This is a genomic window from Streptomyces armeniacus (genome assembly GCF_003355155.1).
In the GTDB taxonomy this organism is placed as follows: Bacteria; Actinomycetota; Actinomycetes; order Streptomycetales; family Streptomycetaceae; genus Streptomyces; species Streptomyces armeniacus.
This window is the reverse complement of the sequence record NZ_CP031320.1, coordinates 6,163,827-6,178,341: the sequence shown is the minus strand read 5'-3', so window position 1 is coordinate 6,178,341 and position 14,515 is coordinate 6,163,827. Positions and strand designations below refer to the sequence as shown.

Annotated in this window: 17 protein-coding genes; 7 read left to right on the top strand and 10 right to left on the bottom strand. The window is 70.7% G+C overall.

What is annotated here, in order from left to right; genetic code table 11:
• Window positions 1-164: 164 nt before the first annotated feature.
• On the bottom strand, window positions 165-866 hold the full coding sequence (locus DVA86_RS26810) for a FadR/GntR family transcriptional regulator (RefSeq protein WP_208882115.1): 702 nt from the start codon (window positions 864-866) through the stop codon (window positions 165-167).
• Window positions 867-991: 125 nt separating this feature from the next.
• Between DVA86_RS26810 and DVA86_RS26805 the strand changes: the two genes are divergently transcribed.
• Window positions 992-1,519, top strand: coding sequence for a gluconokinase (locus DVA86_RS26805; protein WP_208882113.1), 528 nt, complete (start codon window positions 992-994; stop codon window positions 1,517-1,519).
• A gap of 29 nt (window positions 1,520-1,548) precedes the next feature.
• Here DVA86_RS26805 and DVA86_RS26800 read toward each other — a convergent pair whose 3' ends face one another.
• Both DVA86_RS26800 and DVA86_RS26795 read right to left on the bottom strand, forming a co-directional pair.
• Window positions 1,549-2,049, bottom strand: coding sequence for an NUDIX domain-containing protein (locus DVA86_RS26800; protein ID WP_208882111.1), 501 nt, complete (start codon window positions 2,047-2,049; stop codon window positions 1,549-1,551).
• 35 nt (window positions 2,050-2,084) lie between these two features.
• The gene (locus DVA86_RS26795) at window positions 2,085-3,440 is read right to left on the bottom strand and encodes an NsdA family TPR-like regulatory protein (RefSeq protein WP_208882109.1); all 1,356 of its coding nucleotides are present in this window, start codon (window positions 3,438-3,440) and stop codon (window positions 2,085-2,087) included.
• Between the two features lie 214 nt (window positions 3,441-3,654).
• Between DVA86_RS26795 and DVA86_RS26790 the strand changes: the two genes are divergently transcribed.
• The 5 genes from DVA86_RS26790 (at window position 3,655) to DVA86_RS26770 (ending at window position 7,028) form a co-directional block, all read left to right on the top strand.
• The gene (locus DVA86_RS26790; RefSeq protein ID WP_208882107.1) at window positions 3,655-4,404 is read left to right on the top strand and encodes a hypothetical protein; all 750 of its coding nucleotides are present in this window, start codon (window positions 3,655-3,657) and stop codon (window positions 4,402-4,404) included.
• Between the two features lie 70 nt (window positions 4,405-4,474).
• The gene (locus DVA86_RS26785) at window positions 4,475-5,386 is read left to right on the top strand and encodes a phosphotransferase family protein (protein ID WP_208882106.1); all 912 of its coding nucleotides are present in this window, start codon (window positions 4,475-4,477) and stop codon (window positions 5,384-5,386) included.
• Window positions 5,387-6,118, top strand: a complete 732-nt coding sequence (locus DVA86_RS26780) for a class I SAM-dependent methyltransferase (RefSeq protein ID WP_208882104.1) — start codon at window positions 5,387-5,389, stop codon at window positions 6,116-6,118.
• A 32-nt stretch (window positions 6,119-6,150) separates the two neighbouring features.
• Window positions 6,151-6,729, top strand: a complete 579-nt coding sequence (locus DVA86_RS26775) for an HAD domain-containing protein (RefSeq protein WP_208882102.1) — start codon at window positions 6,151-6,153, stop codon at window positions 6,727-6,729.
• 20 nt (window positions 6,730-6,749) lie between these two features.
• Window positions 6,750-7,028: a hypothetical protein gene (locus DVA86_RS26770; protein WP_208885633.1), complete on the top strand. Its 279-nt coding sequence runs from the start codon at window positions 6,750-6,752 to the stop codon at window positions 7,026-7,028.
• Window positions 7,029-7,063: 35 nt separating this feature from the next.
• On the opposite strand, the gene DVA86_RS26765 is transcribed toward DVA86_RS26770, so the two are convergent.
• The 4 genes from DVA86_RS26765 to DVA86_RS26750 form a co-directional block, all read right to left on the bottom strand.
• Complete coding sequence (locus DVA86_RS26765) at window positions 7,064-7,336, bottom strand: DUF397 domain-containing protein (protein WP_208882100.1); 273 nt, start codon at window positions 7,334-7,336, stop codon at window positions 7,064-7,066.
• Complete coding sequence (locus DVA86_RS26760) at window positions 7,299-8,141, bottom strand: helix-turn-helix domain-containing protein (protein WP_208882098.1); 843 nt, start codon at window positions 8,139-8,141, stop codon at window positions 7,299-7,301. Before DVA86_RS26760 ends, DVA86_RS26765 begins: the two co-directional genes overlap by 38 nt.
• 112 nt (window positions 8,142-8,253) lie before the next feature.
• The gene (locus DVA86_RS26755) at window positions 8,254-8,406 is read right to left on the bottom strand and encodes an SCO1431 family membrane protein (RefSeq protein ID WP_208882096.1); all 153 of its coding nucleotides are present in this window, start codon (window positions 8,404-8,406) and stop codon (window positions 8,254-8,256) included.
• 180 nt (window positions 8,407-8,586) lie between these two features.
• On the bottom strand, window positions 8,587-10,104 hold the full coding sequence (locus DVA86_RS26750; protein ID WP_208882094.1) for an FAD-dependent monooxygenase: 1,518 nt from the start codon (window positions 10,102-10,104) through the stop codon (window positions 8,587-8,589).
• A gap of 38 nt (window positions 10,105-10,142) precedes the next feature.
• Between DVA86_RS26750 and DVA86_RS26745 the strand changes: the two genes are divergently transcribed.
• A complete protein-coding gene (locus DVA86_RS26745) occupies window positions 10,143-10,850 on the top strand; it encodes a TetR/AcrR family transcriptional regulator C-terminal domain-containing protein (RefSeq protein WP_245997210.1) in 708 nt (235 codons plus the stop codon).
• Between the two features lie 33 nt (window positions 10,851-10,883).
• Here the strand turns inward: DVA86_RS26745 and DVA86_RS26740 are convergent, their stop codons facing one another.
• The 3 genes from DVA86_RS26740 to DVA86_RS26730 are packed head-to-tail and all read right to left on the bottom strand — an operon-like array spanning window position 10,884 to window position 14,424.
• A complete protein-coding gene (locus tag DVA86_RS26740) occupies window positions 10,884-12,083 on the bottom strand; it encodes an acyltransferase family protein (protein ID WP_245997208.1) in 1,200 nt (399 codons plus the stop codon).
• On the bottom strand, window positions 12,080-13,447 hold the full coding sequence (locus tag DVA86_RS26735) for a polysialyltransferase family glycosyltransferase (protein ID WP_208882090.1): 1,368 nt from the start codon (window positions 13,445-13,447) through the stop codon (window positions 12,080-12,082). Before DVA86_RS26735 ends, DVA86_RS26740 begins: the two co-directional genes overlap by 4 nt.
• Complete coding sequence (locus tag DVA86_RS26730) at window positions 13,447-14,424, bottom strand: glycosyltransferase family 2 protein (RefSeq protein ID WP_208882088.1); 978 nt, start codon at window positions 14,422-14,424, stop codon at window positions 13,447-13,449. The genes DVA86_RS26735 and DVA86_RS26730 overlap by 1 nt, the downstream gene beginning before the upstream one ends.
• Between the last annotated feature and the right edge of the window lie 91 nt (window positions 14,425-14,515).

Genomic DNA, 14,515 nt, shown 5'->3' with positions numbered 1-14,515 from the left:
CCCCGCACTCCCCCCTCTGGGGCGGCCCGACGGGTGTGCCCCCGCAGCCTGTTCCTCGCTGCGGGGGCACACCGACGTACGGATGCAGGGGGCGGCCGGTGGTCAGGCCGGGGCGAGGCTTGCGGCGCTCACTGGGCCCGCGGTGTTCGCCGGGCGCGCGGCGCTCACGGCGCGAGCACGTCCAGCTCGGCCATCGCGCCGACGGTGATCTCCCGCGTCAGCTCCTCGGCGCGCGCGGCGTTCCCCTCCCGTATCGCCTCCGCGACCTGCACGTGCAGGCTGACGGCGGGCGGGTCGGGGTCGGTGAACATCACCTGGTGCTCCGTACGGCCGGTGAGGACGGCGGCCACGACGTCGCCGAGCCGGGCGAACATCTCGTTGCCCGACGACTGCAGGACCACGCGGTGGAAGGCGATGTCATGGACCAGGTACGAGTCGAGCTGCTGGCCGCGCGAGTTGGCCACCATGCCGATGGCGCGCTCGGTCAGCTCGGCGCACTGCTCCGGGGTGGCGCGCTCGGCGGCCAGCCGGGCGGCGACGGGCTCGACGGCGGAGCGGAGCATCGTGAGCGAACGCAGCTGCTGCGCCCGTCCCGCGCCGCGCAGCCGCCAGGCGATCACCTGGGGGTCGAAGACGTTCCACTCCTCGGCCGGCCGTACGGTCACTCCGACCCGCCGCCGCGACACCACCAGGTGCATGGACTCCAGCACCCGGATCGCCTCGCGCATGACCGTGCGCGACACCGAGAAGTGCTGCTCCAGCTCGTCGGTGCGCAACACGCTGCCCGGCGGGTAGTCGCCCCCTGTGATGGCGGGTCCGAGCGACGCGAGCACCTTCGCGTGCAGCCCCTCTCGCTGTGTGTCCATGGCATCAGCCTACGGTGCGGGCAGGACCACCACCCATTTATGTATGACTTTTACGCCCCTGTAACGTGAATTGATCGTACTTTTGAGCCGAGATCGAGAACCGACGGAGACAGCGAGGTAGGTGCATGTCCATCCCGCAGGTGGTGGTCGTCATGGGGGTGTCCGGCACGGGCAAGTCCACCGTGGGCGAACTGCTGGCCGATGAGCTCGGTGTGCCCTACGCCGAGGCCGACTCGTTCCACCCGGAGGCCAACGTCGCCAAGATGTCCGCCGGAACCCCGCTCGACGACACCGACCGCGTGCCGTGGCTCGACGCCATCGGGGCGTGGGCCCGCGGCCGTACGGACCGCGGGCTGGGCGGCGTCGTGAGCTGCTCGGCGCTCAAGCGCCAGTACCGCGACCGGCTCCGCTCCGCCGAACCCGGGCTGTACTTCCTGCATCTCACCGGCTCCCGCGAACTCGTCGCCGAGCGGCTGGCGGGGCGGCGCGGGCACTTCATGCCGAGCGGGCTGCTGGACTCGCAGTTCGCCGACCTGGAGCCGCTGGAGGCGGACGAGAACGGCGCCGCGCTGCCCATCGACGCGGACCCGCGCGCGCTCGCGGAGCGCGCGGTGGCGCTGCTGCGGACGGCCGCCCGTGTGTCAGAAGATTAATCTTCGACAGCTAAAGGAGCGGTCGGGGCCTACTGCCAACCGTTCAACGAGACCTCGGTCCCACCCGTGAGGTAGTTACGCAGGGCACTTGCCGTGGTCTTCACGAAGTTCTCCGGGATGGCGTCGACGTCGACCCAGCGCACCTGCGCGTGCTTGCGCGGTTCGCGATTCTCGGGTTCGCCGGTCCACTCATGGGCGGCGAAGATGACGGTGAGGAAGCCCTTCGGTGCCTCCACGCCCCAGGCGCCGTGGATGATGTGGGCAACCTTCAGGGATTCGGGCTTGACCGTCAGCCCCGTCTCCTCGTACAGCTCTCGGACCGCCGTCTCCGTGATCGGCTCACCGGGATCGCTCTTGCCGACAGGGAGGTCCCACATGCCCTGGGCGAACTTGGCGTTCTCGCTGCGCTGGAGGAGGACTACCCGGTTGGTGTCTTTGTCGTGGACGATGACGGCGGCGACCAGCAGGGTCATGGATTCCAGGGCGGGCTTGAGGGCTTTGGGCTGGTCCTCGGTGTTCGGCTGAGCCACGTCGCGTCCCTTCGTCGGCCAGGTTGGTGGCGATGCTATGCCAGTGCTTCGCGTGCACGGCGGGCGAGTTCGGCGGTACCGGGTACCTTGCGCCGCTGGTAGATGGCGAGGGGTGACCTCATCGCGGTGATCGCCTTGCGGGTGCGGTCGGAGGTCATGCCGTCCATGAGCGTCAGCGCTTGGGACCAGGCGGCGACTGCCTCGTCGGCGCGGGCCTGGGCGGCGAGGCTGTCGCCGAGGTCGGCGTAGGTAAGGGCATGGACACGCTTGTACTTCTCCGGGTCCCAGCGTGTCAGCGCGTCCCGGTGCTGTTGTTCGGTGCCTACGTGGTCGGCAAGGTCGGTGAGGGTGCGGGCGGTGTGGCTGGCGACGGTGCCGGGCGCTGGTCCGCTGACGCGGGAGTAGCTGGGCTGCGGGCCGTCGTCGCGAAGCAGGGCGTCTTCTGCGGCCAGCAGGGCACGGGCGGCTGCGGGTTTCGCACCGACGGCGGCGAAGGCGCGGGCGTGGGTGATGTGGAGCAGGGCTTCGGTCTGGCCGTCGATGTGGCCGATTCCCTGGGACAGGGCGGCTTCGGCCAGATCTACGCAGTGGTGCGGCTGCTTGAGGCTGAGTGATTGGTGGGCGAGGGCGCGCATCATCCAGGCGGCGTGGCCATGGGGGTCGGCTTCGCAGGCGAGCTGATAGCCGACCTGGTAGTAGCGCTGCGCCGCGCCCTCCTGGCCGAGGTCGTGGTGCTTCCATCCGGCGAGGTAGGCGAGTTCCGCTACGGCGGCGAAGGCTGCTCGGCGTAGTGGCTCGGAGGGGAATCGCCCCCGGAGCATGGGCGCGGCAGTGTCGGCGAGGTAGGCGGTGACGGTGGTCAGGCCGTGGCCACCGCCGAGGCGTTCATCGGCAGCGCTGAACGTGGCGGTGATCTGGCGTACGACCTCTACCTCTTCCAGGCCGATCGCGGCCGTGCCCGTGCGGGCGCGCAGCATGCGCGTCGTGGCCTCATGGTCGTAGGCGAGCGGCATGGCGACGCCGGCGGTCGTGAAGGCGGCCAGCGCGAGAAAGCGGCGGCGCTCGACATCGGCGCGGCCCAGGTCCGTGACCGTCAGAACCGGGTCGTGGTCCTCGGCTTGTTCGCTACCGGGTGCGCTCAGACCGATCTCGGCCTGAGTGACGACGCGCCCTGCACGACGGGAGAGCGCCTCGGCGAGGTATCCGCCGGTCCGGCCGGTGGGCTGGCGGGCACCGCCCACCCAGTGGGAGATGGCCGACTTGTTCGTCTGAAGGAACTCGCCGTTCTCGGCAGCGACGCGTCGTACGTCCTTCGCCAACGCCTCGTACGTGCAGCCGACCGCGTCGATGGTCTCGCGCAGGCGCCAGTTGGGTTCCCTCTGGGCTGCCACGTTGGCCTCCGTTCCGGGGGCTGTAAACCGCGTATACGGCGTCAACTGCCTCTCACCGTACCCACTGTGTGTGACGAAGGGTTCACTGAAGTACAGCCGCCCGGAATTGCTCGGCACGCTCCAGGCTCCCCCGCCGATCCTGGCGGCTTCCCGAAGAATCCTGCAACGACACCGGGTTCGGGCATTCGTATGCCCGAACAGAGACGGAGACACGGTGACCACCATCGACACCACGGCCATCACGGTCGAACTGCCCGAGGCGTTAGACGAGCGCTGGAGCCGACTGCCCGGCATGCACGTCGACGGCCGGCGCCTCACCATCGATCCCGCCGGCTACTTCTTCCGCTTCGAGTCCAGCACGTGGCTCGTCGCCGACTGGGAGCTGGTCAAGGCCCAGCTCCTGGACGTGGAGGAGACCACGGAGAGCGCCGTCGAGCAGCTCGCGCTCGACTTCATCAAGACTCACGCCGAGTCCACATCGGACGCGGCCAGGGTGCTTCGCACCGCCTACGGGGTGTACTCGTACCTGTTCCGCGACGAGCACCTCGCCAGCCTCGGCCTCCCGCAGATCACCTCCGGCCATCTGCAGATGCTGCGGGAGGCGGCGACGCTGATGGCGCTGAACAAGGTCGAGCTGGACGGGCACATCTCCAACGTCGGCCCCTGCTGGTTCTTCCCGGCCGCCACTTCCGTCGTCTTCGATCTGGACGATGAGACGGGGGGCATGCTCGACGAGGTCTACCACGGCGGCTGGTTCAACGAGCATCGCCGCATTGAGTCCATCAAGGCCCACGCCGCCCTCGGCGGACGGCTCGTGCACGGCTGCCAGTCCGTGCCGGACCAGTCCGGCGGCGTCGTGGCGCCCTACGGTGCCTCGATGGCCGCCTTCCGCGACGACCTCGCGGCCTTCAAGGCCGGATGGATCAAGCAGGTCTACACCCACCGCGTGAGCGATCCCACGTAACCCCCGACCAGGTGTCCGGGGCGGGCTGCCCCCTCGCCCGCCCCGGACACCACCGCACTGGAGCCTTCTGATGGACACGAATCTCAACGCCGAACTCCTGGACAGCTTGCTCACCATCTCCGGCCAACCCGCCCCGGCCCGTGAGGAGGTGCGTGTGTGGTCCATGTCCGGAGTCGAACGCCTGACCTTCCCCGACGGAACTACGGCGATCTTCAAGTACGCCAAGAAGCCGTTCGACTGCGAGGACCAAGCGCTGCGACTGGCGCACAATCTCGGCGTCCCCGTCCCGCAGGTCCTCGCCTCCGCCGTACAAGATGGCTGGCTGGGGATGCTGCTGGAAGACCTTGGCTCTCCCATCCGTGATGCTGAAGACCTCGACGGTGCCGCCGCAGCCGTGGTCCTGCACCACACCCGTAGCGCGGCCTCCCTGCCCGTCCTCGACCAGCAGGGGCTGCGTGCACTGCCGGGCCGTGCGCTCGACCACCTCGGCCAGCTCCGCAAAGAAGAGCGCTGGCAGGACGCGCACGACATCGAGGACGCTCTCGACGGGATCGCCCAGGCCGCCGATGCTCGTGCGGCGGGTACGACCGTGGCGCCCTTCGGCTGGGTGCACTCCGAGTTCCACCCCACCAGCCTCCACATCGGCCGGAGCGGTTGGCGCCTGCTGGACTTCGCCCGCGCCTTCACCGGCCCCGGCCTGCTCGACCTCGCGAGCTGGCACGGCACCCTCGACGCCCCCGACCCCGTACGTCTGCGCGCCTTTCTGGAGTCGTACGTGACAGAAGGCGGTACACCCGACGCCCTCGCCGAGCGGGCCGGGCTCGCGGCCGAGAAGTGGGCGCTGGGCTGGCACCGGATCTGGGCCGTGGAGTGGTTCATGGAGCAGGCCATCCGCTGGATCAACGAGCCGACTACGGACCCGGCGTACATCAAGGTCGTACGCCGCCACCTCACCGACGCCTTCCAGCTCCTGGAGGTGTAGATGCTCGCCCAGACCACCCCGTGGTACGCCCACGCCCTCCAACGCACTGCGGCCGGTCCGGCTGAACCGCTGCCCGTACCGGCCCGCATGGAGTGGACCACACGGCCAGGCAGCGGCCCCGGTGCCGAGATCCTCGGTCCCGACTTGGGTCGCAAGCGGGTGCTGGAACTCGGCTGCGGCCCCGGACACAACGCCGCCTGCCTAGCCGCCCTTCCCCAAGTTCTCGGCTCCGCTCGAGCAGGGGAGACCCCAACCGGAGCGCGGGTCACCGGCGTCGACCTGGTCGGCCTCCAGGTCCGCCGGGCCCGATCCCACTACGGACGCCTGGCCAACCTCACCTTCGTCGCCGGCCACGCCCTGCACTACCTCCAGGCTTCCGACCAGCCCTTTGACGCGATCTACTCGGTCTTCGGCGCCGTCGGCCTCGTCGCCCCCGAACTCCTGCTCCCTGGCATCGCGCACCACCTCAAGCCGGGCTGCCCGCTCGTCTTCTCGGTGCCTCACCCCTTGCGCGCCGGTAGGAGCCCTTCCGCCGACGACCGGCCCCGTCGCGACTCCGTCATCCTGCCTGATCGCCGCCGTCTGCCCCTCGTCCGGTGGGACTTCAACGCAGACCGCTGGGAGAAGCACCTCAATCGGGCGGGTCTCTGGCTCGCCTCGGCCCAGGAATTCCACGACGCCCACCAGAACCGCTGGCCCACCACCCTGCTGATCACCGCACGCAAGCTCTGACACCAGCCCCTGGCTTTCCCACGGAGGAACCGATGCGCGTGCCCTATCTTCTCCTCGACATCGATGGCGTCCTCATACCATTCCCCGACGACACAGGGACCGGCCCAGCCAGCCACGCCCACCACGATGTCGTCCCCTCCCATCGGGCCCCGGACGACCCGGTGACGATCTGGCTCAACTCCGCCCACGGCCCTCTGCTCATGGACGTAATCCGCACCGGCCTAGTCACTCCCATCTGGTGCACGAGCTGGCGCCAAGACGCCGCCACCCTGATAGGCCCCCTCCTCGGACTCCCGCCCTTCCCTCACGTCGATCTCCCGCGCCCACAGATCACCACCAGCCATCCCAACGGCTACCTGTGGAAACGCGACCACGTCGACGCCTGGCTCGGCGACGCCCCCGCCGCCTGGATCGACGACGACTTCACCAGCCTCGACCACGAATGGGCCGCGGAACGCGCCGCTCGCGGCTCGGCGACTCTCCTCATCCAGCCCGACCCGCACGTCGGCCTGCGGGCTGAACACCTGGTCGAGGTGCCTGCGTGGGTGGAACGGTTGCCTGGCCAACCCACGCTGGGGTCCGCCACTTCAAGCGGATTCTCAGCCGCATGAAGCACATGGGGGACCCTTGGATGGAGCCAGCAGCGGTCCCTTCGCTATCGACGGCGCCTTCGTTCTTCGCCCCCTGCCCACGCGCGTGGCATGAGCGTCTGAGCGCTTCGCGCGCGGGCTGCCTGCGCGCGCTTGCCGGGCTCCTCGTCTCGCCCCAGGTGACAGAGGATCTCGAAGACGCGCTCGCGATTGCCGAGCGCGAGCGGCGCAAAGCGGTCGGCAGGCTGGGGGAGGGCGTGTCGCACGAAGAGGTCGGCCGTCTGCTGGGGCTGGTCACGCACGTCGGCCGCACCGCCTAGGCGGTGCGGCCGGGTGGCCGGGTTTCGTGCGCGCGTTACGCGGTCGCGGCGGTGCGGACGAAGGCGGCGAACGCCTCCGGGGACACCGTGAGGTGCGGGCCGTCCGGGACCTTGGAGTCCCGGATGCCTATCGCTCCGGCGGCGGGCAGCGTCGCGATCTCGACGCAGGCGCCGTTGTCGTTGTTGCTGCGACTCGACTTGCGCCAGGCGGTGGCGCCGAGCGTGGCGCACTCGATGCACATGCCGTTGTCGTTGTTGCTGTAGCTGGACTTACGCCAGCGGGTCGTCTGTTCTGGGGCAGGGGTCATAGCGCTCCTCCAGTACGCGAGCGATAAGCCGCGCCGAGTCCTCGATGGAGAGTGCTGCGGCTCGTAGCAGATCGTAACGTAGGGAGTGCTCTGCGAACTCCTCTGTATTTGCGGTGGGTTGGGCGCCGCAGCCACCGCCGTAGACGATGCTGGGCTGGTCCACGTAGGAGAGGAGCTGGAATTCCCCGTGCAGCCCCGCCATGGCTCCGGTGCTGAAGGGGAGCACCTGGATCTGCACGCGCCGGGTGCCCACGTAGCTCAGCAGATGCGTCAGTTGCTCCCGCATTACTTCCGGGCCGCCGACCTCGTGGTGGAGCACTGCCTCGTTCAGCACCACCCAGAACAGCGGGGGTTGGTCGCGGGTGAGGACGTGCTGCCGGGCCATCCACGCCTCAAGCCGCGTGTCCAGGTCGTCGTGGTCGAGCACGCCGAGGACGGCCCGTGCGTACGCCTCCGTCTGGAGCAGTCCGTGCACCAACTGCGGTTCGTAGGCGTAGATCTGGGTCGCCGCTGCCTGTACCTCGGCCACCTGCCGATGACTGCGCGGTAACCGGCTGCGGCTCACGAGCGGCCACAGCCGCAGCAGGGAGCCGTTGGCGTCCAGCGCCCTGTCGGCCCGTTCGATGAAGTCCTTGGTCGGGTTCCGGTCCGCCGTCTCGATCTGGCCGATCAGCGAGCCGGTGCAGTAGAGCCGCTCACCGAGCTGGTCGAGGGTCAGTCCTGCCTCTCTGCGGAGGCGGCGCAGCTCACTGCCGAAGTAGTGGAGGGGCGAGGCCCCGGGGTCGAGTTGCTTGATGTTGGCCACAGGGACCCCCTGATGTCACAGACGTCACAGCGTGTGCCGTTGTCATCACGCCTGTAGCCCAGGGTATTTGACTGATTACAGTTGCCGCGTGCGGATGACCGAACCCGCCGGGCTACATCAACCCGAGCCGGGTGACCAGCACGGCGACGAGCACCAGCAGCGTCCACCCGAGGGCGTGCTCCAGCAGCTCGCGGTGCCCGTCGTCGTCGGGTCCGCCGGTGCGGGTGAGCGGGGCCGTCATCCTGGCCGCGAGCGTGTGGGTCATGGTCGTTCCTCGTGCTCCGTGGTGCGTGCGACGGTCTGCGGGCATACGGGTCCACGGCCGCTGCCGTCCCGGTTCGCCCCACCTTGCGCAACGGGCCGCCCCGGCGACCAGCCGTCGGCCCGCTTTGTGACCCTTCCCACGTGATACGCGGGCCCTTCGTCGGCCCCGTGCCGCGCCCGCTCAAGGGCGGAGCGTGTAGCCCGCCACCTCGGCCGGGTCCTCCGTGGCCAGCCCCACGTAGCCGTCAGGGCGGATCAGGAAGAGCGCCGGGCGGGTGCCGTACGCCTCGCGGGCGTGCGGCTCGGTCATCGTGACCGCGTACGTGCGGACCGGCAGCGGCACCGCGGGCACGGCGCCGTCGGCGGGCGCACCGCCCACGGCGAGCAGCGTGCAGTGCGGGCCGCGGAACGCGTCGAAGAGGCGCAGCGGCGTCCCGTCCGGCAGCGCGCACTCCGCGTCCGGGGCGCGGTCGCCCGCGCGCAGCGTGCCGTCCGGCGTGCCGCGAGTGTCCCGGCTGAGCGGTCCGGTGCGGTAGCCGAGGTCCAGCTGGAGCACCTCCCGGCCGCGCCGCCGCCCCTCCTCGCGGCCCGCGTCGGCGGCCCGGTGCAGCCGGGTGCTGAGGCCGAGGACGTCGGCGGCCACCTCGACGCGTTCGCGCTCGTACGAGTCGAGCAGCGCCTCCTCGGTGCCGGGGTCGGCGAGCGCCGCGGCCAGCTTCCAGCCCAGGTTGTAGGCGTCCTGGACGCTGGTGTTCAGCCCCTGCCCGCCCATGGGGGAGTGGATGTGCGCCGCGTCGCCCGCGAGCAGGACGCGGCCGTCCCGGAACCGGTCGGCCAGCGCGGCCCGCGCCACGAACGTGGACGCCCAGCTCAGGTCCCGTACGGCGGACGCGTCGAGCGGGGTCCGCTCCGCGACGAGCCGCCGTACGTCCGCCAGGCCGGTGCCCGGCCCGCCGGGCCCGCCCGGGTGCCCGTTCTCCCCGAGCTTCGCCGAGATCTGGAACTGGTCCGTCCCCGCGAGCGGGCAGAGGGCGATGCCGCCGCCCGGCGCCTTCGGCCACATGTGCCAGTGCTCGCGCGACAGTCCTTCGACGCGTGCGTCGGCGACCAACATCGGCTCGGTGGCGACCGTCTCGCCCGTCATGCCGATGCCGAGGAGCCCGCGTACGGTGCTGCGTCCGCCGTCGGCGGCGACGAGCCAGCGCGACCGTACGGACTCGCCGTTGCCCAGCCGGGCCGTGACGCCGGACTCGTCCTGGGCCAGCTCCGTCAGCGCGGTGCCGAAGAGTACGTCGCCGCCGAGCTCGCGCAGCCCCTCGTACAGCACCCGCTGGGTGCGCCACTGCGGCAGCATCACGCCCTCCGGATACGGGACGCCGGGCACGGGGCCGGGCGAGCGGACGGCCATGTCGTGCTCGCCGAGCTGACGGTCGTCCTCCCAGGTCATCACGCGCGGATAGGGGCCGCCCGCGGCGAGTACGCGGTCGATGACGCCGAGGTCGTCGAAGACCTCCAGGGTGCGGGGCTGGAGGCCCTTGCCGCGCGAGCCGGGGAACAGCCCGTCGGCGCGCTCGACGAGCAGCGCGGGCACGCCGCGGCGTGCGAGGTCGACGGCGAGGGTGAGCCCGGTCGGTCCGGCTCCGACGATGAGCACGGCGGGGCCGGAACCAGCGTCCTTAACGTTGTTAAGTGAGGTCATGCCGGAAGCATTGCTTTAACGGTGTTAAATTGTCAAGCGTGGACGATGAGAAGAAGACCGGGAAGCGCGGGAAGGCCGCGCCCGCGCGCAGACCGCCGCTCGACCGCGCCCATGTCGTGGACACCGCGCTCCGGCTGCTGAACGAGGTCGGCCTGGAGGGGCTCACGCTGCGCCGCATCGCCAAGGAGCTGGACGTCCAGGCCCCTGCGCTGTACTGGCACTTCACCGGCAAGCAGGCACTGCTGGACGAGATGGCCACCGCCATGTTCCGCACCGTTGCGGCGTCTGCACCGTCCGAGGAAGACGTCGGCGCGGACGGAACCGGCTGGCAGCAGCGGCTGACCGGGATGCAACGGGCGCTGCGGCGCGGGCTGCTGGCGTACCGCGACGGCGCGAAGGTCTTCGGCGGCACCCGCTTCACGGACTTCGGGCACGCCGCGCTGCAGGAGTCGTACCTGCGCACGCTCGTCGCCGCGGGCTTCACGCCGAGCGCCGCAGCCCGCGCGCTCTCCCTCGCGTTCGCCTTCACGCTCGGCTTCGTCACCGAGGAGCAGGGCGTGTACCCCGTGCCGGGCGAGCGGCGCGAGGGGTACGACGTGGCGGCGCGCGCCGAACGCATCGGCGCGGAGCACCCGTTGGCGGCTCAGGCCGGCGGTGACCTGTTCCTGAACTACGAGGAGCGTTTCGAGGAAGGCCTGGAGGTGCTCGTGGCGGGCATCGAGGCGAAGCTGCTGCCGAAACGCTGAACGGGGACGCCGGTCAGGGGTGTCCGGCCGCCGCTATCGCCCGAAGGCCTTCCTGAGCCGCGGCGTGAGCGGCTGTTCCACCAGGCGGTGCAGCAGCCAGGCCAGGATCAGCAGGCCGATGACCGTCAGCGGCAGGACCGCCCACGACGGCAGCCCGAAGTGCCGGTGCAGGAAGCGGACCGCGACCCAGCCGAGGTGCTCGTGCACCAGGTAGAACGGGTACGTGAGCGCGCCCGCGACCGTCAGCCAGCGCCAGTTGGCCCACTGGAAGCGGCCGAGGGCGATCGCGGCCACCAGCACGTAGCCGACCGTGACGACGGCGATGATGCCGAGCGAACTGCGGTACGCGAAGCCCGCGTCGGCGGCCGGGCGCCAGAGGCCGGCGACGGCGTAGTGCTGGCCGAGCAGCCAGCTGCTGATCACGATGGCCCAGGCCGTCGCGTCGTGCCCGAAGCGGTGCACCAGGTACAGGCCGACGCCGCCGATGAAGAACGGCGCGTACTCCGGCATGACGGCCAGCTTCAGCGGCTCCCAGCCCGACGCCTGCGCGAGCACCCCGGCCATCGTCCAGCCCGCGCAGAAGAACACGACGCGCTGCCGGGTGGCGCCGGGGATGACCACGAAGAGGGCGAAGAGCAGGTAGAACCGCATCTCGACCCAGAGCGTCCAGCAGACGCCCAGGACCCGGTCGGAGCCGACCGGCTCCTGGAGCATGGTGAGGTTCACCAGCATGTCGCTGGGCGACACCGCCTCGAAGATCACCCAGGGCAGGGCGAAGACGAGGGTGACGAGCACGACGGCGGCCCAGTACGCGGGCATCAGCCGGGCGATGCGGGAGGCGGTGAACGCGCGCAGGCTGCGGCCCCAGCCGCTCATGCAGATCACGAAGCCGCTGATCACGAAGAAGATGTGGACGCCCAGGCAGCCGTACGCGAAGAGCTGCGACATGGACGGGAACTGCACCGCCGGGGAGCTGCCCCAGGCGGCGGATATCTCGCCGCTGCGCCCGCCGAGGTGGTACGCGGCGACCATCAGCGCCGCGATCAGCCGCAGCCCGTCCAGGGCGCGCAGCCGGGCGGGTGCCGCTTTCCTCGGCGCGGGGACGACGGTGTGCGCCCCGGCCCGGGGAGCCGCGGCGCCCGCCGTCGCGGGCTTCATGGGTGCCGCGGGCGGCAGCGCTCCGGGCATGTTCGCGACGGTGCCGGAGCCCGCCGCGGCTATCGGTGCGCTCATCCCAGCGTGCCGCGCTTGATGGCGCGTGCGCGGCGGGCGACCCTGCGCACCACGGCGTTGCGGGGCAGGAACGACAGCTGCGACGGCACGGCGCCGGGCAGCCCCAGTGCGGTCAGTCTGCGGCGCTTGAAGTACGGCCAGGTGCGCTCGTTCAGCTTCGTCGAGAGAAAGCGTTCCGCTTCCGGCCGCAGATCCGGATAGATCTGCGCCTGCATGCAGAAGCCCACCGTCCGCACCAGCCCCGTCAGTTCGCTGCTCACCCGCTCCGCGTCCGGCGCCCGCCAGGACTCGACGGCGGCCGGGTCGTCGAGGTCCGGGAGGAGCGCGTCCACGAGCGTGACGGGGACGCGGTTGCTGTTCTGGTACGGCTTCAGCCGCTCCAGCAGCAGATCCGTGCCCGTACGGGCGACCCGCAGCCCGTAGAACGCCGACGCCGTCATGAGCGCCGTCGAGAAGCAGCCGACGACGAGCGCGGGGCGCAGCCGCTCGTACAGCACCTCGGCGAGCACCGGGTCGTCCAGCACGGTGAGTTCGACGCCCAGCTCCCCGGCCTCCTTCTCCAGTACGCGGGAGTGCCGCGCGGGCGCGACCGGGTGCGGCTTGAACACCACGCGGCGGTGGCCGAGGGCGACGGCGCCGCGCAGCATCCGTACGTGCAGCCGCTCCTCCTCGTCGGCGGACAGGATGTCGAGCGCCGACATGTACTGCCCGAGCAGCAGCGCCGGCGGCGGGCTCTTCGCGGCGCGCGCGGTGACGGACGGCGGTACGTCGGCGGTCAGTTCGGCCAGTACGGCCTTGAATGCGCTGGTCGGCACGGTCTCCGGGGCGACCCCGAACTCCGTGAGCAGCAGCGGCCGCAGCCCCGGCAGCAGGTCGAGATGGAGTACGCGGCGCACCCGGGTGCCGACGAGCGGGTCCAGCTTGTTGCGGGTCGGGCCGTAGCTCATCAGCCCGTCCGCGTACACGTCGACCGGCGCCTCGGGGAACATCTGGCACAGCGCGAGCGCCGGGTTGACCTGGATGGACTCGACGATCAGCTCGACCGGGTCCTGGTGCGGCTCGCCGAGGCCCCACAGCAGCCGCAGGTGGCGCTCCCACAGCGGCACGTCGTCGGCGCGCGGCGACCAGCCGCCGGGGTGGAACGGGCGGATGGCGTCGTTCCAGGACAGCACGCGGTCGAACCGGTCGCGCAGCCGCTCGAAGCCGGCCATCTTGTCGAGCGAGGGCGAGGTCTCGGGCGTGGCCGCGTTGTTGCTCACCAGGAGCACGCGGCGGTCCGCGGCGTCGAAGCAGCCCGCGTCCAGGGCGGCGGCCACGGTGGCCGCGCCGTAGAGGGACGAGGCGAAGAAGATCTGCGTACGCATCAGGCCGCGGCCTCCCCGGCGTTCACCGGGCGCCTGCGCAGCCGGCGCAGGCGGGACGCGCGCTGCACGTCCATCGAGTCGAGCGCTTCGGTGAGCACGTCGGCGGGCAGCCGCTTCAGTGCCGCGGCGCTCATCTGGCGCAGCTTGCGTGCCACTTGCGGTTCGAACCTTCCGCTGCTCAGGTGGTGGGAAATGATCGCGCAGTACGTGCGTACGGCCTTCTGCAGCAGCCGGTCCGCCTCCGCGTCCCGCGAGGTCTCCTCGACGACCTGGTCGAAGGCGCGGATGAAGTCGAGCTGCCGCACGTCGCCGATCTGGGTCAGCGAGGAGGCCACGCCGCGGCGGTAGAAGACGCCCAGCAGGCCGACCACGGCGAACGACTTCGCCTCCCGGTGCAGCCGCCAGATCCACGGCCGGTCCTCGGCGGTGCGCAGGCCGTGAGTGAAGTGCAGCAGGCCCTCGTCGAGCAGCCTGCGGTGGTAGATGCCCGCCCAGGCGTACGCGTAGTCGACGGAGGTCGTGCGGTCCGCGGGCAGGATGGCGTCGCGGGGGTTCAGGGCGACGCCGCGGCGGCCGTGCGGGACGCGGGAGAGCGTACGGGCGCGTGCTGTGCACTGGACGTGATCGGTGCGGACGAAGTCGCAGTCCAGCTCCTCGATGGCGGCGAGGAGTTCGCGGTAGTACCCGGGGGCGAGCCAGTCGTCACCGTCGAGGAAGGTGATGAATTCGCCGCTCGCCGCGTCCAGCCCGGTGTTACGGGCGGTGGCGAGGCCGCCGTTCTCTTCGTGCCGCACCCGCACCGCACCCGGAATTTCGCGCTCGGCGCGCTCCAGGATTTCCGGTGTCCCGTCGGTCGAACAGTCGTCGACGAGAATGAATTCGAAGTCTGCGCGTGTGTTGGCACGCAGACTTCTGAGGGTGTCGGGCGCATAGGACTGCACGTTGTAAAACGGCACGATGACGGAGAGCTTGACCACCCGCGAGACATTAGGTGGCCGACTGGCATCCGTCTTGACCTGCGGAGTACGCGGAGGTGAACACGGCGTGGCGGAATGGTTAACCCATCGC

Coding starts and splice junctions, on each gene's coding strand:
- DVA86_RS26740 (WP_245997208.1), bottom strand. CDS start 12,083: ATGAGCGCACCGATAGCCGCGGCGGGCTCCGGCACCGTCGCGAACATG.
- DVA86_RS26755 (WP_208882096.1), bottom strand. CDS start 8,406: ATGACCCACACGCTCGCGGCCAGGATGACGGCCCCGCTCACCCGCACC.
- DVA86_RS26805 (WP_208882113.1), top strand. CDS start 992: ATGTCCATCCCGCAGGTGGTGGTCGTCATGGGGGTGTCCGGCACGGGC.
- DVA86_RS26775 (WP_208882102.1), top strand. CDS start 6,151: ATGCGCGTGCCCTATCTTCTCCTCGACATCGATGGCGTCCTCATACCA.
- DVA86_RS26785 (WP_208882106.1), top strand. CDS start 4,475: ATGGACACGAATCTCAACGCCGAACTCCTGGACAGCTTGCTCACCATC.
- DVA86_RS26765 (WP_208882100.1), bottom strand. CDS start 7,336: ATGACCCCTGCCCCAGAACAGACGACCCGCTGGCGTAAGTCCAGCTAC.
- DVA86_RS26780 (WP_208882104.1), top strand. CDS start 5,387: ATGCTCGCCCAGACCACCCCGTGGTACGCCCACGCCCTCCAACGCACT.
- DVA86_RS26750 (WP_208882094.1), bottom strand. CDS start 10,104: ATGACCTCACTTAACAACGTTAAGGACGCTGGTTCCGGCCCCGCCGTG.
- DVA86_RS26735 (WP_208882090.1), bottom strand. CDS start 13,447: ATGCGTACGCAGATCTTCTTCGCCTCGTCCCTCTACGGCGCGGCCACC.
- DVA86_RS26810 (WP_208882115.1), bottom strand. CDS start 866: ATGGACACACAGCGAGAGGGGCTGCACGCGAAGGTGCTCGCGTCGCTC.
- DVA86_RS26770 (WP_208885633.1), top strand. CDS start 6,750: ATGGAGCCAGCAGCGGTCCCTTCGCTATCGACGGCGCCTTCGTTCTTC.